This is a genomic window from Alicycliphilus sp. T452 (genome assembly GCF_054512775.1).
The window spans coordinates 57,520-75,897 of sequence record NZ_JBTNEH010000023.1; the positions used below are offsets into that span (position 1 = coordinate 57,520).

16 protein-coding genes are annotated in these 18,378 nt (G+C 61.7%); 13 read left to right on the forward strand and 3 right to left on the reverse strand.

The window, feature by feature from the left end:
• Positions 1–5 precede the first annotated feature (5 nt).
• The 13 genes from xrtA to ACX12L_RS18300 are packed head-to-tail and all read left to right on the forward strand — an operon-like array spanning position 6 to position 15,585.
• The gene (gene xrtA, locus ACX12L_RS18240) at positions 6–1,574 is read left to right on the forward strand and encodes an exosortase A (RefSeq protein WP_459263859.1); all 1,569 of its coding nucleotides are present in this window, start codon (positions 6–8) and stop codon (positions 1,572–1,574) included.
• A gap of 2 nt (positions 1,575–1,576) precedes the next feature.
• Complete coding sequence (locus tag ACX12L_RS18245) at positions 1,577–3,487, forward strand: XrtA/PEP-CTERM system amidotransferase (RefSeq protein ID WP_459263860.1); 1,911 nt, start codon at positions 1,577–1,579, stop codon at positions 3,485–3,487.
• Positions 3,480–4,625, forward strand: coding sequence for a TIGR03088 family PEP-CTERM/XrtA system glycosyltransferase (locus tag ACX12L_RS18250; RefSeq protein ID WP_459263861.1), 1,146 nt, complete (start codon positions 3,480–3,482; stop codon positions 4,623–4,625). The genes ACX12L_RS18245 and ACX12L_RS18250 overlap by 8 nt, the downstream gene beginning before the upstream one ends.
• 13 nt (positions 4,626–4,638) lie before the next feature.
• Complete coding sequence (locus tag ACX12L_RS18255; RefSeq protein WP_459263862.1) at positions 4,639–5,856, forward strand: TIGR04063 family PEP-CTERM/XrtA system glycosyltransferase; 1,218 nt, start codon at positions 4,639–4,641, stop codon at positions 5,854–5,856.
• The gene (wecB, locus tag ACX12L_RS18260) at positions 5,853–7,004 is read left to right on the forward strand and encodes a non-hydrolyzing UDP-N-acetylglucosamine 2-epimerase (protein ID WP_459263863.1); all 1,152 of its coding nucleotides are present in this window, start codon (positions 5,853–5,855) and stop codon (positions 7,002–7,004) included. The genes ACX12L_RS18255 and wecB overlap by 4 nt, the downstream gene beginning before the upstream one ends.
• Complete coding sequence (gene wecC, locus ACX12L_RS18265) at positions 6,994–8,214, forward strand: UDP-N-acetyl-D-mannosamine dehydrogenase (RefSeq protein WP_459263864.1); 1,221 nt, start codon at positions 6,994–6,996, stop codon at positions 8,212–8,214. Before wecB ends, wecC begins: the two co-directional genes overlap by 11 nt.
• 43 nt (positions 8,215–8,257) lie before the next feature.
• Positions 8,258–9,439, forward strand: a complete 1,182-nt coding sequence (locus tag ACX12L_RS18270) for a glycosyltransferase family 4 protein (protein ID WP_459263865.1) — start codon at positions 8,258–8,260, stop codon at positions 9,437–9,439.
• On the forward strand, positions 9,426–11,045 hold the full coding sequence (locus tag ACX12L_RS18275) for an ArnT family glycosyltransferase (protein ID WP_459263866.1): 1,620 nt from the start codon (positions 9,426–9,428) through the stop codon (positions 11,043–11,045). Before ACX12L_RS18270 ends, ACX12L_RS18275 begins: the two co-directional genes overlap by 14 nt.
• Before the next feature lie 24 nt (positions 11,046–11,069).
• Positions 11,070–11,201, forward strand: a complete 132-nt coding sequence (locus tag ACX12L_RS18280; RefSeq protein ID WP_459263867.1) for a hypothetical protein — start codon at positions 11,070–11,072, stop codon at positions 11,199–11,201.
• Positions 11,202–11,235: 34 nt separating this feature from the next.
• On the forward strand, positions 11,236–12,567 hold the full coding sequence (locus ACX12L_RS18285) for a putative O-glycosylation ligase, exosortase A system-associated (protein ID WP_459263868.1): 1,332 nt from the start codon (positions 11,236–11,238) through the stop codon (positions 12,565–12,567).
• Positions 12,564–13,526 (forward strand): polysaccharide deacetylase family protein, encoded by a 963-nt coding sequence (locus tag ACX12L_RS18290; protein ID WP_459263869.1) that lies wholly within the window; start codon positions 12,564–12,566, stop codon positions 13,524–13,526. Before ACX12L_RS18285 ends, ACX12L_RS18290 begins: the two co-directional genes overlap by 4 nt.
• Positions 13,523–14,536, forward strand: coding sequence for a polysaccharide deacetylase family protein (locus ACX12L_RS18295; RefSeq protein ID WP_459263870.1), 1,014 nt, complete (start codon positions 13,523–13,525; stop codon positions 14,534–14,536). The genes ACX12L_RS18290 and ACX12L_RS18295 overlap by 4 nt, the downstream gene beginning before the upstream one ends.
• A gap of 11 nt (positions 14,537–14,547) precedes the next feature.
• Positions 14,548–15,585 (forward strand): GNAT family N-acetyltransferase, encoded by a 1,038-nt coding sequence (locus ACX12L_RS18300; protein WP_459263871.1) that lies wholly within the window; start codon positions 14,548–14,550, stop codon positions 15,583–15,585.
• On the opposite strand, the gene ACX12L_RS18305 is transcribed toward ACX12L_RS18300, so the two are convergent.
• The 3 genes from ACX12L_RS18305 to ACX12L_RS18315 form a co-directional block, all read right to left on the reverse strand.
• A complete protein-coding gene (locus ACX12L_RS18305) occupies positions 15,586–16,533 on the reverse strand; it encodes a glycosyltransferase family 2 protein (protein ID WP_459263872.1) in 948 nt (315 codons plus the stop codon).
• A 116-nt stretch (positions 16,534–16,649) separates the two neighbouring features.
• Positions 16,650–18,098 carry an oligosaccharide flippase family protein gene (locus tag ACX12L_RS18310; RefSeq protein WP_459263873.1) on the reverse strand — a complete coding sequence of 483 codons (1,449 nt, stop codon included), beginning with the start codon at positions 18,096–18,098 and terminating at the stop codon, positions 16,650–16,652.
• A 123-nt stretch (positions 18,099–18,221) separates the two neighbouring features.
• A partial coding sequence (locus ACX12L_RS18315; protein ID WP_459263875.1) for an IS3 family transposase occupies positions 18,222–18,378 on the reverse strand: 157 nt, incomplete at its 5' end.

The window sequence follows — 18,378 nt, forward strand, 5'->3', positions numbered from 1 at the left end:
TACGCATGACAGGCCGCGTCCGATCGATGCCTACCCATTGGCGCCGCCCTCTGGCTGCACTTGTATTGCTGCAGGCGGCGATCCTGGCCATCTATTGGCATTCGGCCTGGGGCATGGCCATGATCTGGGCGCGCTCCGATACCTATGCGCATGGGTTCGTGGTGCCCATCATTTCTCTGTGGCTGGTGTGGCGTCAACGTGCGGCCCTGGCACCCATGGTGCCGAGCCCCGGGCGGTCGGCGTGGCTTCTCATGGTGGGTGCGGCGGCTCTCTGGCTGGCCGGCGATCTGGTTTCCGTGAACGCGGCGACACAGCTCGCACTCATGATGCTTATCGTGCTGTCAGTGCCTGCAGTGCTGGGTTGGCACATAGCGAGGGCGTTGGCTTTCCCGTTGGGCTTTCTGTTCTTTGCCGTGCCCATCGGCGATTTCCTGATGCCGCGCCTGATGGAGTGGACGGCCGACTTCACAGTCTTGGCGCTTCGTGTGAGCGGCATTCCGGTATACCGCGAAGGCCTGCAATTCATCATCCCGTCGGGGACTTGGTCCGTCGTCGAGGCATGCAGCGGCATCCGCTACCTCATCGCCTCGGTGACGGTGGGTTGCCTGTTTGCCTATCTCAGCTACCACAGCATGCGCAAACGCATGGTGTTCATTGGCGTGGCCATCGTGGTCCCTTTGGTGGCCAACTGGCTGCGTGCATACCTCATCGTGATGCTGGGGCACTTTTCAGGAAACACCATTGCGACTGGCGTGGACCATCTTATCTACGGCTGGCTTTTCTTTGGACTGGTCATCGGCATCATGTTTCTCATCGGGGCACGCTGGGTTGATCCAACACCGCCGCTCAAGGCGCCAGTACCCGGGAGCCTTGTTGGAACAAGCTACTCGAACTGGTGGCCGTGGTTTGCACTGTCGCTTCCTTTTGTGGCCGTGCTGGCCCCGCATGCACTGCTGGCCATCATGAATCTGGGTGCGAAGACGGCGCCTGTCCAATTGCTCAGCCCGATCGTCGCGGCTCCTTGGCATGCTATGGCAATGCCGCCCAGTACCTGGTTGCCCGCATTCCAGAACGCATCTGCCAAGTTGCACATGGGTCTTGCAGATGCCCAAGGCAGACCGCTGGGCTTGCACGTGAGCTACTACCGCCAACAGAACTACGAGCGCAAGCTGGTCAGCTCAGAGAACGTGCTGGTGCGTAGTCTGGATCCCGCTTGGGCACGTGTGGCCAGTGGTTCCGCCAATGTGCAAATGCAGGGGAAGGCCTTGCGCGTGGACAGTGCCGTGATACGCCAGCATGCGCGTGGCATGGTTGGCGCGGGTGAGCGCCTGCTGGCGTGGCGCTTTTATTGGGTCCATGGCGCTTTCACCGCCAGCGATTACGCGGGCAAGATCCAGGGCGCTCTGGGGCGCATCAGCGGCTGGGGCGACGATGGAGCCAATATCGTGATCTACACGCCCTTGTCGGATGCCAAAGAAGCGGAGGCTGATGCTTCGACGCTTTTGCAGTCTTATCTGGACAGCCAGGGTGATGCTCTGGCGCAGGCGCTGCGACAAACACGAGGGCGCGACTGAGCATGTGCGGCATTTCCGGCATTTTTGACACGCGGGGCACGAGCACGATCCCGCGCGACCTGATTTCGCGGATCAACAACATCCAATCCCACCGCGGACCTGATGAGAACGAAGTCCATCTGGAGCCCGGCCTGGCACTGGGGCACCGGCGCCTGTCGGTCATCGACCTGGCCACGGGCACCCAGCCCCTGTTCAATGAAGGCGGTACCGTGGGTATCGTCTTCAATGGCGAGATCTATAACTACCTTGAGCTGATGCAGGAGCTCAAGGATCTGGGCTACCACTTCAGGACGCGCAGCGACACTGAAGTGATCGTGCATGCCTGGCAGGCCTGGGGCGAGGCGTGCGTGCACAGGCTCCGGGGTATGTTCGCCTTTGCCCTGTGGGATCGCAGGCACCAAATCTTGTTTCTTGCGCGCGACCGCATGGGCGTCAAACCCATGCATTACGCATGGTTGCCAGACGGCAGCTTCATTTTTGGCTCCGAACTCAAGGTGCTGACCGCCCACCCGGGTTTCGTGCGCGACATCGATCCGCTCGCGGTGGAGGGCTATTTTTCGTTCGGGTACGTTCCAGATCCGCGCTGCATCTACCAAAACGCCCACAAGCTGCCCGCTGCCCACACGCTCACGCTGCGCCGTGGCGACGCAGGCAGGCCGGTTCCACGCCCCTACTGGGATGTGCGCTTCACCAACGACAACCCCATCAAGCTGCAGGACGCGCAAGCCGAGCTGCGTGAGCGTGTGCGCGAGTCCGTGCGCCTGCGCATGATCGCCGATGTGCCGCTGGGCGCCTTCCTGTCGGGCGGCGTGGATTCCAGTGCCGTGGTGGCCACCATGGCGGGCCTGTCCAGTGCGCCGGTGCACACCTGCTCCATCGGGTTTGACGATCCTCGTTTCGATGAGTCGAGCTTCGCTCAGCAGGTGGCCGATCGTTACCGGACCGACCATAGGCTGGATGTCGTCAGCAGCGACGACTTCGATCTCATCGACACCTTGGCCTGGCTCTACGACGAGCCCTTTGCGGACAGCTCGGCCATTCCCACGTATCGCGTCTGCCAGATGGCGCGCAAGCACGTCACCGTGGCGCTGTCCGGTGATGGAGGCGACGAGAGCATGGGTGGTTACCGGCGCTACCGCATGCATCTCGGCGAGGAGGCCGTGCGCGGGCGCCTGCCGCTCGCACTGCGCCGCGGCATGTTCGGACCGCTGGGGCGCTGGTATCCCAAGGCCGACTGGGCGCCGCGTTCGCTACGCGCCAAGACCACCTTCCAGGCCCTGGCCATGGACAGTGTGCAGGCATACTGCCACAGCATGTCGCAACTGCGTGGCGACGAGCGCCGGGCGCTGTTCTCGCCTGCTTTTCAGCGTAGCTTGGGGGGCTATGGCGCGCTCGAAGTGTTTCGCCTGCATGCCGAGCAGGCCCAGACCGAGGACCCGCTTGCCCTGATCCAGTACCTGGACTACAAGACCTGGCTGGTGGGCGACATCAACACCAAGGTTGATCGCGCCAGCATGGCCCACTCGCTGGAGGTGCGCGAGCCGCTGATGGATCACCTGCTGGTGGAGTGGCTGGCCACGCTGCCCAGCGACTTCAAGCTCCGCGCAGGCCAGGGCAAGGTCATCTTCAAGCAGGCCTATGAACCCCTGTTGCCGCGCGACGTGCTGTATCGGCCAAAGATGGGGTTTTCGGTACCGCTGGCGGCCTGGTTACGCGGCCCGTTGAAAGACCGTGTGCGCCTGGCGCTGCTGGGCGAGCGCATGCGTGACTGTGGCTACTTCAACCCCGTGACCCTGCGCCGTCTGGTCGATGAGCACAACAGCGGCTTGCGCGACCACGCCACTGCGCTGTGGATGCTGCTCATGTTCGAGGCTTTCCTGCGCCTGAACGAAGGGGCCGCTCCCCATGGCTGAGGCGGACCGTGTTCGCGTCGTGCATGTGGTGCACAGCTTCGGCGTAGGCGGGCTGGAGAATGTCATCGTGCAACTCATCAACCGCTTGCCGCCCGCTCGCTTCGAGCACGTGGTGCTGGCACTGACCACCGTGAGCGAATTCCGCCAGCGCATCGTCCGCCCCGATGTGCGCTTCATCGCGCTGCACAAGCCCCCCGGCCATGCCGTGCCCCTGTACCCCCGGCTGTACCGCCTGTTGCGCGAGCTGCGGCCCCATGTGCTGCACACCTGCAACCTGGCAGCGCTGGAGGTGGTGCCGCTGGCGTGGCTGGCACGCGTGCCGCTGCGTGTGCACGCCGAGCATGGCTGGGACGCGCACGACCCCCAGGGCCGCAATCTGCGCTATCAGCGTCTGCGCCGCCTGTACCGGCCCTTCGTGAATCATTACGTGGCCGTTTCGCGCGATCTGGACGACTACCTTGGCCGTGCGGTGGGGGTGCCGGCGCGGCGGCGCCACCTCATTGCCAACGGGGTGGACACCGACACCTTTGCACCGGCGCATGGTGTACCTCGCGCGGTACCGGGCTGCCCCTTCGAGCCAGGCAGGCACTGGCTGGTGGGAACGGTGGGCCGTCTGCAGACCGTAAAGAACCAGCCCCTATTGGCGCGCGCTTTCGTGCGTGCCTTGCAAGACAATCCCGCCATGCGCGATACCGCACGCTTGGTCATCGTCGGTGAAGGCCCGCTGCGCGCCGAGGTCGAGCGCGTGCTCGCCGAGGCCGGCATGGGTGACCTGGCCTGGTTGCCGGGCGCCCGGGCCGACGTGGCCGACGTACTGCGCTCGTTCGACCTGTTCGTTCTGCCTTCGCAGACCGAAGGCACCTCGTGCACGCTGCAGGAGGCCATGGCCAGCGGCCTGCCCGTGGTGGCCACCGCGGTGGGCGGCACACCCGACCTCGTGCAGGAGGGCGTCACGGGGCACCTGGTGCCGTCCGACGACGAGCAGGCGCTGGCCGACGCCATGGCGCGCGCCTTCGGTGATCCTGGCGCGGCCGTCCGCCAGGGCCAGGCTGGCCGTGAACATGCGCTGCACCGCTTCGCCATGGGCGCCATGGTGCGGCAATACCAACAACTGTTCGACTGCGAGGAGTCGGCCTGAGCCGCGCTCACCCATGCGAATTCTTCACGTCCTTGATCACTCCATACCGCTGCACAGCGGATACACATTTCGCACGGCCGCGTTGCTGCGAGAGCAGCGTGCACTGGGTTGGGAAACGTTCCACCTGACCTCGCCCAAGCAGGGTTACACCGAAGAAGCCGTGCAGACCGTCGATGACCTCAGCTTTTATCGCACGCCTGCCGCAAAGAGCGCTGTGGCCAGATGGCCTCTGATGGGGCCATGGCATCTCATGGCGCAGTTGGCCCGACGATTGCGCGAGGTGGCGATGGAGGTGCGGCCGGACATCATCCATGCCCATTCCCCTGTGCTGAACGCGTTGCCAGCCATACGCATCGGACGCGAACTGGGCATTCCCGTGGTGTATGAAATCCGCGCTTTTTGGGAGGATGCTGCAGTGGACCATGGCACTACCCGCGAGGGCAGCGTGCGCTATCGACTGACCCGCGCCCTGGAGACCAGGGCCATCCACAAAGCGGATCACGTGTTCACGATTTGCGAGGGGTTGCGCACAGATATCGCAAACCGCGGCATTGATCCCGCCAAGGTGACGGTGATTCCCAATGCCGTGGACACGGACGCTTTTCAGGCATCGCAGGCGCCCGATCCCGCACTGAAGCGCTCTTTGGCGCTTGATGGCAAGGTGGTTCTGGGTTTTGTAGGCTCCTTCTACGCATATGAGGGCCTGGACCTGTTGATCGAATCCTTGCCCACGATCTTGCAGGCCAATCCGGCGGTTGCCTTACTGTTGGTGGGGGGCGGGCCGGAAGAGGGGCGTCTGCGTGCGCAGGTGTCTCGCCTGCAGCTCGATGGCCATGTGGTGTTTTCCGGCCGCGTGCCGCACCAGGAGGTCAACCGCTACTACGACCTCATCGACGTGCTCGCCTATCCGCGCCATTCCATGCGGCTCACCGAACTGGTCACGCCTCTCAAGCCGCTGGAGGCCATGGCGCAGCAAAAGCTCTTCGTTGCGTCGGCCGTGGGTGGCCATCGCGAGCTAGTTGAGCACATGACGACCGGCGTGCTGTTCAAGGCTGACGACAAGGAAGCGCTTGCGCGGGCATTGCTGGATTTGCTGGCCAGCCCTCACATATGGCCGCATCTCAAGGCCAACGGGCGTGCATTTGTAGAGTCCGTGCGCAACTGGCGCAACAGCGTTGCGTACTACAAACCGGTTTATGAGCGGATCACCCGCAAGAAGGCGTGCTCATGAAGGTCATGGTGGTGTTTGGAACACGGCCCGAGGCCATCAAGATGGCGCCACTGGTCAAGGCCTTGCAGCAGGCAGCACCTGCGATTCGGACGGTTGTTTGCGTGACTGCCCAACACCGGGAAATGCTGGATCAGGTACTGCGGCTGTTCGATATCCAGCCCGAGTATGACTTGAACGTGATGAGGCCAGGGCAGGACTTGTTCGACGTGACGGCCAACATTCTCACGGGCTTGAAGCCGGTGCTGACTGCCGAGCGGCCCGACTTGGTGCTGGTCCACGGCGACACCTCTACCACGCTGGCCGCCGGGCTGGCCGCATATTACGTGCGTGCAAGTGTGGGCCATGTAGAGGCTGGCCTGCGCACGGGCAACAAATGGGCCCCTTTCCCCGAAGAAATGAACCGCCGGATCACGGGAGTCGTGGCCGATATCCACTTTGCTCCGACTGCAGCCGCCAAGGCCAATCTCGTGCGTGAATGCGTGCCCGAGGAAAACATCCACGTCACCGGCAACACCGTGATCGACGCCTTGCTGGCCGTGGTCGGCAAACTGCGTGCCGATGCAGCGCTGCGTCGACGCCTGGATGTGGAGTTTTCTTTCCTCAAGCCAGACCGTCGGCTGATTCTGGTCACGGGGCACCGTCGGGAAAACTTCGGAGAAGGATTCCAGAACATCTGCCATGCATTGGCAGATATTGCCTCGGCCCATCCCGATGTGGATGTGCTCTACCCGGTGCACCTGAACCCGAATGTGCGCCAGCCGGTGCGTGATATCTTGGCCGCACGCCAGCTCGACAACGTCCATCTGATCGATCCGGTGGACTATCTGCCCTTCGTTTATCTGATGGACAGGTCGTATCTGATCATCACGGACTCAGGCGGTGTTCAGGAAGAGGCGCCCTCACTGGGAAAGCCGGTGCTCGTCATGCGCGACACTACCGAGCGCCCCGAGGCCGTGCAGGCGGGTACTGTGCGGCTCGTGGGGACCGACAGGCAAAAGCTGGCGAGCGAGGCCGCCCGACTATTGGCGGACACAGTGGCCTACGCCGCCATGGCGCAGGCGCACAACCCCTATGGGGACGGTCTGGCGGTCCAGCGGATCGTCAAAACCCTGTTGGACACCAAGAAGGAGGGCTTCCATGGCACGTGAATTTCAGAAAATCGTCGTGATGGGCTTGGGCTACATCGGCCTGCCCACTGCTTCCATGCTGGCGACCAAGGGCCATCAGGTACTTGGCGTGGATGTCAACGCCCAGGCCGTTGACATCATCAATTCCGGCCGCATCCACATTGTCGAGCCCGATCTCGATATCCTGGTGAGATCCGCAGTCAACAGCGGCAACCTCAAGGCCTCCCTGACGCCGGAGGAGGGTGATACCTTCATTCTGGCGGTGCCCACGCCGTTCAAGGAGGTTGATGGCAATCCCAAGGCCCCCGATCTGGCCTATGTAGAGGCCGCTACGCGGGCCATCGCGCCGTTTCTGCGCGAGGACAACCTGATCATTCTGGAGTCCACCTCGCCCGTGGGCACGACGGAGCGTGTTCAGGAAATCATCATTTCCATGCGCCCGGAACTGGATGGAAAGATCCACACCGCGCATTGCCCGGAGCGTGTTTTGCCGGGGCAAACCCTGCGTGAATTGGTGGACAACGATCGCATCATCGGTGGCACTACAAAGGCGGCCGCGGCAAAAGCCAAGGCGCTCTATAAGACCTTCTGCAATGGCGCCATTTTGGAAACCGACAGCCGTACGGCAGAAATGTCCAAACTGGTGGAAAACTCGTTCCGCGATGTCAACATCGCTTTTGCCAATGAGTTGTCCGTGGTGTGTGATCATCTGGGCATCAACGTCTGGGAAACCATCGCTCTGGCCAATCGCCACCCGCGCGTGAACATCCTCCAACCCGGGCCAGGCGTGGGTGGGCACTGCATTGCGGTAGATCCCTGGTTCATCGTGGCCAGCGTTCCTGATAAGACCCGCCTGATCCGCACGGCACGCGAGGTCAATGATGCCAAGCCCGACTGGGTGGTCGCCAAGGTGAAGGCCAAGGCTGCACGGTTTCACGAGCCGGTGATTGGCTGCCTGGGGTTGACCTTCAAGGCAAACATTGACGACGTGCGCGAATCTCCATCCATGGACATCGTCGAGCACCTGCATCAACTGGGGGTCGGAAAAATCATGGCTTGCGACCCCAACGTGCGCAAGGAAAAGGCCCCTTTTCCTCTGTACGACTTGAAATGTGTGCTCAAGGAGGCAGACATTCTTCTGCTCCTGGTCGATCACGATGAATTCAAAGACATCGACCCACAGGTCATCAAGGACAAGGTGGTGATTGACACCAAGGGCGTGTTGCGGTGAGTCGCTTCCTTGTGTCCTGTGCATGGTGTCCCAGGGGGCACGCATGAAGATTCTTCTCTTCTCGACCCTCTACCCTAGCGCGGTACGGCCTATTCACGGCATCTTCGTGGAAACGCGGCTGCGTGAATTGCTCAAGACGGGCGAGGTGCAGGCCAAGGTGGTGGCGCCCGTGCCGTGGTTTCCTTTCAAGGGCAAGCGTTTTGGCGCATACGCGCGGTTCGCCGCCACGCCGCACATGGAGCAGCGTAACGATGTCGAGGTGCATCACCCGCGCTACCTGCTGCTGCCCAAGATGGGCATGAATCTTGCTCCCTATGCCATGGCGCTGGGGGCCTTGCCTACCATCCGCCGGTTGCAGCGCCAGGGTTTCGACTTCGACCTCATTGACGCCCACTACTACTACCCCGACGGCGTGGCCGCAGCGCTGTTGGCCAAGTGGCTGGGCAGGCCCTTCGTGGTGACAGCGCGGGGGACCGACCTAAACCTCATTCCGCAGTACTCCTTTCCGCGCAAGCTGATCCTGCGGGCGGCCGAGCAGGCGAGTGCCTCGATCGGTGTGTGCCAGGCGCTCATGGACAGCTTGGCAGATCTGGGGGCAGACTGCTCCAAGCTCAACACCCTTCGCAACGGCGTCGATTTGGAGCGCTTCGTACCCGAAGACCGCACCGAAGCCCGCCAGCACCTGGGTCTGCCGGCGCAGGGGCGCTACTTGCTGTCGGTTGGGCATCTGGTCGAGCGCAAGGGCCATCACATCGCCATCGAGGCCCTGCCTCATTTGCCCGAAGTGACATTGCTGATTGCCGGCGCAGGTCCGGAAGAAGGCGCTCTGAAAGCCCTGGCCAAGCGCCTGGGTGTAGCTGAGCGCGTGCGCTGGGCTGGAGTGGTGCCCCAGGCCGAGTTGAAGTGGTGGTACAGCGCGGCCAACGCCCTGGCCCTGTGCAGCAGCCGCGAGGGCTGGGCCAACGTGCTGCTGGAGGCGATGGCCTGCGGCACGCCGGTGGTGGCAACCAATATCTGGGGCACACCCGAGGTGGTGAACAGTCCAGCAGCCGGCGTCCTCATGGCCCGCCGAGATGCACTGGCCCTGGCGGCGGCCTGGATGGACCTGCACAGCCAACTGCCTACGCGGGAAGAAACCCGCGCCCACGCGCAGACCTTCTCTTGGGACGCGACGACCCAGGGGCAATTGCAACTGTTCCGGAGGATTGCCGATGCCAGGTACTGATTGGCGCACCATCGGTCGGCAAGAGCGCCTGTTGGCATGGGCGCTGGTGCTGGCATGTGTGTTGTCGTTGTTTGCACAGGCGCCGCACGGCGGAGCCTTTTACTGGAGTGACTCGCCGCGCCACGCCCTCAATGGCGTGTTCGTCATGGACATCATCAAGGCCATGCCCTTGGATGACCTCACCGGCTATGCCTACCGCTATTACGCCCAGTACCCTGCGCTCACCATCTTGTTCTATCCGCCGCTGTTTTACGCCATCAGCGCGCCGTTCTATGCGGTGTTCGGCGTGTCGCAAGAAACGGCGCTGCTGGTGGTGGCCCTGCACTATGTCGCACTGGGCCTGGGCTGCTGGCGTTTGGCGCGCTACTGGTTTCCGGCAGGCCCGTCGCTGGCCTTTGCTGTGCTGGTGCTGTGGCTGCCAGATGTGGCGTTCTGGGGCCGACAGGTAATGCTGGAGGTGCCCGCATTTGCATTTCTGATCTGGAGCGCGGTAGCCGTGATGGCCTACCTGCGTGGCAGCCACGTGAAGTGGCTGTACCTGGGGGCGGCATTGCTGGTGCTGGGCATGTACACCAAAATCAGTGTGGCCTACATGGGCGTGGTTTATGCTATCTTGGTACTGCAGCGCGACGGCTGGGCGGCGCTGCGCAACCGCCATCACTGGTGGGTGGCGGTCTTGACCATTGTCGGACTGCTACCCCTGGCGATGCTCACGCTCAAGTTCGGTCAGGCCAATGTGCAGTCGGTCGCCGGCGTGGCTGACGCCGTGGCCTCGCGTGCCAGTTGGTGGGGATGGGTGTGGTATCTGTTGCAGATTCCCTCGCAGGTGGGTTGGCTGCTGACAGTGCTGGGTCTGGCTGGTGCGGCCATGGCTGCATGGCGGCGCACGCCTGGTTTGGGTTTCTGGTGGATCGGCTTTGCCGTAGGCTACCTGTTCTTCTCGTCCATCGATCTGAAGGAGGCACGCCACAGCGTCTTCCTGCTGCCGACGGTGGTTTTCTTCGCCGTGCTCCTGCTGCATACGCTGGTTCCGCCCCGCCTGGAGCGTTGGTCGGTGGCTGCATTGGTCCTGCTGGTGCTTGCCACTGCCGGCTTGACCGCGTGGACGCGCCCCGTGTTCTACGTGCAGGGTTATGCGCAGGCTGCAGCCGAGGTGGCACGCCTGGCGCCGCATGACAGCACGGTCCTGTTCTCGGGCTATCGCGATGGCTCGTTCGTGTTCAACATGCGGGCACGGGAAGACCGGCGCGACCTGCACGTGATGCGGGCCGACAAGCTGCTGCTTGGCGTGGCCGTGCGGCGGGAACTGGGCGTCGAGCAGAAGGGCCTCACCGAGGCCGAGATTGCCGATGTTATCAACGCCAACGGTGTGCACTATGTGGTGATGCAGCCCGGCTTCTGGGTCGATCTGGAGGCCATGCAGCGCTTTGAGCGCGTGATGGCCAGCGGCCAGTTTGAGCAGGTGGCTCGCATCGCCACTCCGGCCAACTATCCGGCGCACGAAACACAACTGGTGATTTATCGCAACAAGGGGCAGGTGGCGCCTCGGCGGTCGGGTACAGACATCGAGCTCAAGATCATCAACCGGCGCATCCGTGCCGATTGAAAGCATACAGAGGGGAGGACAACGATGGAAGCACTCATTCTGGTGATCGACATGGGTGTCATGCTGTACTTGTGCTGGCGCCTGTTTCGCGGCCGGGGTGACCGGGAGGTCGATCTGGGCTATCTGCGACATGACAAGACTGATACATCACGTTGAGTCGTCGCCATTTCCCAACCGATAGAACAACGATATGCGTGATCTGGCCTTTGCCCTGATGCTGCTGGCTGCGCTGCCCCTGGCGCTGGCGCGGCCTTTCAACGCCTATCTGCTGTGGGGGTGGACCGGAATGCTGGCGCCCACCATATATTTCTATGGTTTCATGGCGGGGGCACGGGTGAATTTCGTGTTTGCAGTGCTCACTCTGGTGCTGCTGGTGTTCGGGCGGATTCCATGGCGCAGCTACCAGGGCAACACAGTGACTTGGCTCTACCTGTTGTTAGCGATCCATGCCACTCTGGCATTCTGGTTTGCATATGCCGACAATCCCTACAACAGTCAATACTACGAAATTCTGATCAAGGGCCTGCTGTTCGCCATGGTCATGCCCTTCTTCGTGCGCGAGCGCGTGCATTTCCACGCCATGTTCATCGTCATCGCCCTGGGCCTGGGGATTCATGGCGTGCTCAATGGCCTCAAGACCATCGCCTCGGGTGGCGGGCATCACATGCTGGGCCCCGAGGGCACCATGCTAGCCGACCGCAACCACCTCTCTACGGCTTTGGCCTTGGTGCTGCCAGTGCTCTTGTACCTGCAGACCTATGCTGCCAACCGTTTCGTCCGTCTGGGCTATCTGGGGGCCTTTTGCGTGGTGGTTCTGGCCATTTTGGGCGGCGGCTCGCGTGCCGGTTTCGTTGCGGTGTCGGTAGTGGGCATGTGGCTCATTTTCACGACTAGGCGCAAAGGCTTGGCCATTGTCTTGGTTGTGGCGGCTGTGGTAGGTTTTCTGGCCTTCGCTCCCGAAAACATTACCGAGCGCATGTCCACCATCAAGGAGGTGGAAGACGACGATTCCTTCATGGGCCGAGTGTTTGCCTGGAGAGTCAGTTCGGCCATCGCATTGGCCAATCCAATCTTTGGCGGTGGCTTCCATGCCGTACAGGTCCAGTCGATCTGGGACAGCTTCAAGGCTTCCTCGGGCTTGCTGGGTTTCCTGCATCTGCCCGTGCCGGAATTCTCGGCCAAGGCAGCTCACAGCATCTATTTCGAAGTGATGGGTGACCTGGGCTTTGTGGGACTGGGCCTGTTTTTGCTTATTCTGGCAAGGGCGCTCTGGAGCCGGCGGGTTATCAAACGCGCAACGGCCTGGCTTGGCTCGCCATACCAATGGGCGCGCGACATGGCCGACATGCTCATGCTGGCCGTGCTGGCCTATATGGTGGGCGGCGCGGCTGTGAGCCTGGGCTACTTCGAGGTGATCTATATGGTCGTAATGCTCATGGAACTGCTGCGCATCCACGTGGTGCGTGCACTGGCCGATCCCATGCGCCAGGAGACGGCGCCGTGGGCAGGAGGGACGGCGTGATTTCGAGGCTGGTTCTGCAATCCCTGTCCAAGGACAAGCTGTCGGTATTTTTATTCCACAAGGTGCCGCAGGAGTGCGACCCGCTGGTGCCTGCCGATGTGAGCATGGCCCGGTTCGAGCATTTGCTGGATTACACGTTTTCTCAGTTGCAGGTGCTGCCGCTGGAGGAGGCCATCAGGCGCTTGCAGACAGGCCGCCTGCCAAGGCGTGCGGCCTGTATCACCTTCGATGACGGCTATCCCGACTGGCTGGCGGGTGTGGCACCTGCACTGCGCAGGCGTAACCTGCACGCCACTTTTTTCATCACCTCGGGCCAATTTGACGGCATCCCCCTGTGGCACGAACGCATCCTGGCGGCGCTGCGCCGCCTGCCGGGACCGTCGCTGGACCTCGGCATCCCCTTTTTGCCGGTGCAGTCTGTGGCCACTATGGATGATCGGCGACGCCAGGTGCAGCGGCTAGAGCAGGAGTTGAAATACCTCACGCTCCATCGGCGTGAGCAGATACTGCAGCAGTTGGAGGCCGAGGCAGGTGTGCAAGCAGCCGATGTGCCGGTGATGAGCGAGATCCAATTGCGTGATTTGCACAGCCAGGGCTTTGGTATTGGTGCCCACACTGCCTTGCACCCCATCCTGGACTACTGTAATGTCGAGGAAGCCGAGCGTGAGATTGGCGGCGCCCGTGAACACCTACAAGCCATAGTGGGCGGGCCGGTGAATGGCTTTGCCTACCCCAATGGCCGCCCCTATGCTGATTTCTCCCGTTTGCACGTGGATGTCGTGAGGCGTGCTGGCTACCGTTACGCTGTCACCACCCATTGGGGGGTGGCCGACGCGTGCACGTCGCCGTTCCAGATTCCGCGCTTCACGCCCTGGGCCGAGCGCGATTGGCACGTGACCTATCAACTGGTGCGCAACCTGATGACGGAACCGATGCAGGTGCCAGAGGCGGCTGTATGAGCATTGCCGCATCACTGAAGGATGATTTGCGCACAATGTTCTATCGTTGCGGTGCATTGGGCGCGTGGCACCGCTGGCGCAATCGTCGCGCCTTTACGGTGCTCATGTTCCATCGGGTACTACCCTCTGATGATCCGGCCTTTGCCCTTGCCGAGAGGGAATTCACCTTTACCCTTGGCGGCTTTCGGCGCACGCTGGACTTTGTGCAGCGTCACTACAGCGTACTGGGCCTGGGTGACTTGCAGGCTGCCTGTCGGGAGCAGCGGCCCTTGCCCCCTAACCCCGTGCTGATTACCTTTGACGATGGCTGGCGCGACACCTTGACCCATGCGGCCCCTGAACTGGCCCGGCGTGGCCTGTCGGCGGTGCTGTTCCTGGCCAGTGAGGCGGTGGCGCTGGATGGCCCGCGCTGGTGGCAAGACGCGCTGGTGGCGGCCCTGGCAGAACCAGGGGCGTCTGCCCGGCTGTGTGCGGCCGCAGGGTGGACCGAGATGCCGCAGGGGAGCATCAGCCAGGCCCTGGCGGCCCATCTGGGCGCCATGCCGGAAGCCGAGCGCCGCGCGTGGTTGGAGCAGCATGCACCAGGTGTCCTGGGCCAGGTTGCAGAGCGGCAAATGGTGACGCTGGGCGAATTGAAAGCCTTGGAAGCGGGCGGCCTCGCCATCGGAGGGCATGGTCACACGCACAGCCCCTTGACCCTGTCTCCAGATCCTGAGGCTGAGTTGCAGGCTAGCCAGCACATGCTGGGCGAACTGAACCAGCCAGTGCGAAGCATGTCGTTTCCGCACGGAGCCTGGTCCAGTGAATTGGCCGCTGCGGCAAGAAAGAGTGGATTTGAGTGGATATTCACCAGCGATGCCGTGTTGGCAGATATATCGCGTTGGCCGAGTCCGCTGCCTGCGCTGGGGCGTATTCACGTGCCTGAGAACGCCTGGACTTGCAGGGCTGGCGACATTGATCCCGCTCGCTTGGCCACGTTCTTGTTCTTTCGCCCATTGCAGTCCTACTGATTTTTATGCTCATGAATACCGACCGCCTGCACATTCGGCGCAAAGCCTTCAACATGTTGACTGCGGTGGAGCGCGATGAGTGGGCACGGCTGCTCGGGGAAAGCTCTTCTTCGCGCTGGGCATTTCTGTCACTTACTTATACGGAGGCAGTGAACGCCACCGTCGGCCCCGTGGATGTTCTGCTGTGCTGGCATGACGACGAATTGGTGGGTGTAATGCCGCTGCAACGTTCGGCAGGCTGGCTTGGGCGCCTGGGCCTGAGAGAGCCGGTGGGGCGCCAGATGACCGATTACTTCGGCCTCCTGGCACGCCCTGGGGTCAAACTGGAGTGGCAGTCACTGCTGAAGGCGGCTGGCATACCGTGCCTGTATTTCACGCACCTTGACGAAAGCCAGACGGTCCACGGTCTGGTCGGAGATGGCTCGAGGACGGGGCTGCGCACACACATCCATCCCGATGGCGGAGATGTCTATTGGGAATTGCTGCGATCCCGGAAAAGAAAGGTTGTTAGCGAGATTGAGCGGCGCGAGCGCAAACTGGTAACGGAACACGGTCCACTGACGTTTGAGATGCAATCTGCTGCACCCGCACAAGATCTGGAATCCCTGGTGGCGCTGAAGAACGCGCAATACCTGCGTACTGGCCACGATGGCGGCGCGTTGTTGAACCCCGCCAATGTGCAGATGCTGAGCCATTTGCTAGCGTCTCGCGATCCTCTTTGTCTGCCTCGGCTCAGCGTGCTGCGTTGTGGTGAGCAACTGGTGGCAGGCCATTTCGGTCTGCAGTGCGGGCCGCTGCTGCATTATTGGTTTCCTGCCTATGACAACCGGCTTGCCGCCTATTCCCCCGGACGTGTGTTGTATCGGCACATTCTGTCAAAAGCACGGGATTACGGCGTTGCCTGCATAGACCATGGCGAGGGTGATAGCGTGGCCAAGCGGGACTTTGCCAACGATGAGCATCAGTATTTCAAAGGCTTGGTTTCAGCCAGCCCGTGGGGTACGGGATTGAGCCTTATCCAGCGGGCGCGCTGGCGCTTTGCCATTTGATCAGTGGGACGATGGTCTTGCATGACCAGCCCAATAGGACAGTGCAATATAGGCCAGACAGCGAAGGGGACGATGTCCGCGCTGCAGCGCATGCCAAAAGGCGGCGCGAGCGATGACTCTATCCCCGTGCCAGTAATGGGCATAGGCGTGGTCGAAGTACACGCGAGCAAGTCGCTCGTCGAATGATCTCGGTGTGAGGCTCTGATCATTGAGTGTCTTCAGTCCCCACCGCATGGCCGCCGCCTTGAGCAGATTAACCAAGTGATTATCGACAGATAGCCGGTGCATGGCACTGGCGCCATGGATGCGATACAGGGCTACAGGGCCGTTGAGCGAATGCATTTCAGCCACCCGTGAAGCCTTGAGCCAGAAATCGTAGTCTTCACCCTGTCGCATGGCCTCGTTGAACCCGCCGATCGTCTCGTAAACAGAGCGCCGCACCACCGCCGTGTTCATGCCGACCAACAAGCCATCCAGTAGCCTGGTGTACAGCCAGCCCGACCGTTCGGGATCGGCATGGGTGAGATGGTCTGCGTCCTGCATGAGCGAGCTAGCTGGCGCAAACGCTCCACTCGGCAATGCCTGCCATCGAATGAACTTGCCAAAGACGACGCCCACTTTCGGATGTGCGTCGAAGTAATTCACCTGTGCCTGCAACTTGCCGGGGAACCAAACGTCATCGGCATCGAGAAAAGCCAGCAAATCACCCCGGGACTGTGTCATGCCCACATTGCGAGCCCGCGAGACGCCCGTCCCCGCCAAGTGAATCACGCGGATGCGTTTGTCTTGATGAGCGTACCGACTGTAGTCATCATCTGTGGATCCATCGTCAATCAGCAGCAGTTCCAAATCGGTGAACGATTGCAGCAGCACACTGTCGAGGGCCTCCTGTAGGTAGTCCTTGCCATTGCGTACGGGAATGATGACGGAGACACGAGGCTGGTTCATGGGCTGTTTCCGGGGGCGGTATCTTTTCGGGATTTATGCACTTTGCTTGGCGGGGTTGGGTGCACAGATGGCGAGTAGCGATTGTGTCAACGGGCCATCGCCACTTGCTACGGTATTCACGGGTTTCGTCGCCGTTGCATGAGGGTGTGCCGCATTCGCTTGAGTTCATCCGCCATGGGCAATGACAACAGGAAGCAGCCAGCCAAGAACGCCAGCATGGCGCAGGCGCCAGTGACGACAATGGCAGCCCAGGGAGCAACGTCTTGCGGCAGCATCTGGCGTATGCCCAGGCAGACGCAGCCCACCACTAGGGCTTGTACCACCAGAGATATCGTGCTTCTGGTCCATGCAGTCCAGCGCAGGCCCAGGTAACGCTCGTGAATCCACAGATAGTACGGTACGCTCAGCAACTGGCCGAGCGCCACTGCCAGTGCGAAGGTGTGCAGGGTGCCGTCCATGAGCCAGACGGCACATGCGACCTTGGCTGCCACCAGCACGGCGTTGGGTCCGATAGCGGCATAGGGTTTGCCGACACCGGTTAGGGCTGGGGCGCTGAGTGTGAACAGACTGCTGATCGCATAGGACAGGCATAGCCACGGAATGGCGGGCACGGCCTCCAGCCAAGCGCGGCCATAGAGCAGGCTTACGATGTCATGCGCGAGCACTGCAATGGCGGCGAGCGCTGGCAGCATCAACGCGTTGATCAGCGAACTGGCACGGAGGTATTCACCGGCTACAGGCCCATGGGTGTGGTGCACCTTGGCCATATAGGGCAGGGCGAAGAAGTTGACCGTAGGCAGCAATGCTGTTCCCACCATGTTCACTGTGGAGTTTGCGCGGCTGAACAGGCCTACTGCGGCAGGCGTCATCCAGCGCCCGAGCAGGATGTCGGGCAGGGCGTTGTCCGCCGCCTTGAGCAGGGCGGTTAACAGGTTGCCCAGCCCAAAGTGAACAATGTCGTGGAGCTGGCGAAAACCTGGCAGCCAGGGCAGTGGGCGATCAACCACCCAGCGTGCCATCGCTCCGGAGACAATGATGTTGACCAGGTTGGCCCAAGCCATGGTCATAGCACCAAAGCCAGCCAACGCCAGTCCCACCGAAGAACCGAAATACACCACCGAGGTGACTGCCGTTATGCGAGCTGATTTTTCTACGGCCATTTCACGCGACAGGATGGCCATGGGGATGGCTCCGAACGGAATGAATACAAAGCCCAGGGCCAACACCCGCACTACGAGCAGAACCTGGGCCTCATGGAAGAAGTGCGCCCAGTAGGGCGCACTAAAAAACATGGCTGCCGCGACACTCCAGGAGGTGATCAACAGCACGCCGAGCGCATTGCGGAGGGTATCGGGCGTGAGTTCCTTCTCGCGCTTGATGAATGCGGTAACGCCAAAGTCGCGAAACACATGGGCTACGGCCATGAGCACTGCGCTCATGGAAAAAATGCCAATCTCCTGGGGTGTGAGCAAACGAGCCAGCACGATCGACAGCATGAAGTTGGCGATCAGGGCCAGGTTGCTGACGAAAAACTGCAGGGCGATTTTTTGACGAACCGAGATCACGTGGACGATTGCTGTGAAGCCTTGAATGTTACCGGTTTAGAGTCAGCATATGCACTATTTCACTAAGAGCGGCTAACAATACTGAACTTGCCCCGTTTCCACGGACGGTTATCGGCTTGATTCTCAAGCCGGGATTTGATCTTCCTCGTTGGCCTCCGTTGCCGGACGCACCTCAGCGACGATGCGGCTCTCGAACTCCACGGGTGAGTGGTAGCCCAGCGCAGAGTGACGCCGGCGCGGGTTGTACCAACCCTCGATGTAGCTGAACAGCGCGGCCTTC

Excerpts from the sequence above, each read along its gene's own strand:
- ACX12L_RS18295 (WP_459263870.1), top strand. The coding sequence starts at position 13,523 with ATGAGCATTGCCGCATCACTGAAGGATGATTTGCGCACAATGTTCTAT.
- wecB (WP_459263863.1), top strand. The coding sequence starts at position 5,853 with ATGAAGGTCATGGTGGTGTTTGGAACACGGCCCGAGGCCATCAAGATG.
- ACX12L_RS18270 (WP_459263865.1), top strand. The coding sequence starts at position 8,258 with ATGAAGATTCTTCTCTTCTCGACCCTCTACCCTAGCGCGGTACGGCCT.
- xrtA (WP_459263859.1), top strand. The coding sequence starts at position 6 with ATGACAGGCCGCGTCCGATCGATGCCTACCCATTGGCGCCGCCCTCTG.
- ACX12L_RS18255 (WP_459263862.1), top strand. The coding sequence starts at position 4,639 with ATGCGAATTCTTCACGTCCTTGATCACTCCATACCGCTGCACAGCGGA.
- ACX12L_RS18280 (WP_459263867.1), top strand. The coding sequence starts at position 11,070 with ATGGAAGCACTCATTCTGGTGATCGACATGGGTGTCATGCTGTACTTG.
- ACX12L_RS18305 (WP_459263872.1), bottom strand. The coding sequence starts at position 16,533 with ATGAACCAGCCTCGTGTCTCCGTCATCATTCCCGTACGCAATGGCAAG.
- ACX12L_RS18250 (WP_459263861.1), top strand. The coding sequence starts at position 3,480 with ATGGCTGAGGCGGACCGTGTTCGCGTCGTGCATGTGGTGCACAGCTTC.
- ACX12L_RS18285 (WP_459263868.1), top strand. The coding sequence starts at position 11,236 with ATGCGTGATCTGGCCTTTGCCCTGATGCTGCTGGCTGCGCTGCCCCTG.
- ACX12L_RS18275 (WP_459263866.1), top strand. The coding sequence starts at position 9,426 with ATGCCAGGTACTGATTGGCGCACCATCGGTCGGCAAGAGCGCCTGTTG.
- ACX12L_RS18245 (WP_459263860.1), top strand. The coding sequence starts at position 1,577 with ATGTGCGGCATTTCCGGCATTTTTGACACGCGGGGCACGAGCACGATC.
- wecC (WP_459263864.1), top strand. The coding sequence starts at position 6,994 with ATGGCACGTGAATTTCAGAAAATCGTCGTGATGGGCTTGGGCTACATC.
- ACX12L_RS18300 (WP_459263871.1), top strand. The coding sequence starts at position 14,548 with ATGAATACCGACCGCCTGCACATTCGGCGCAAAGCCTTCAACATGTTG.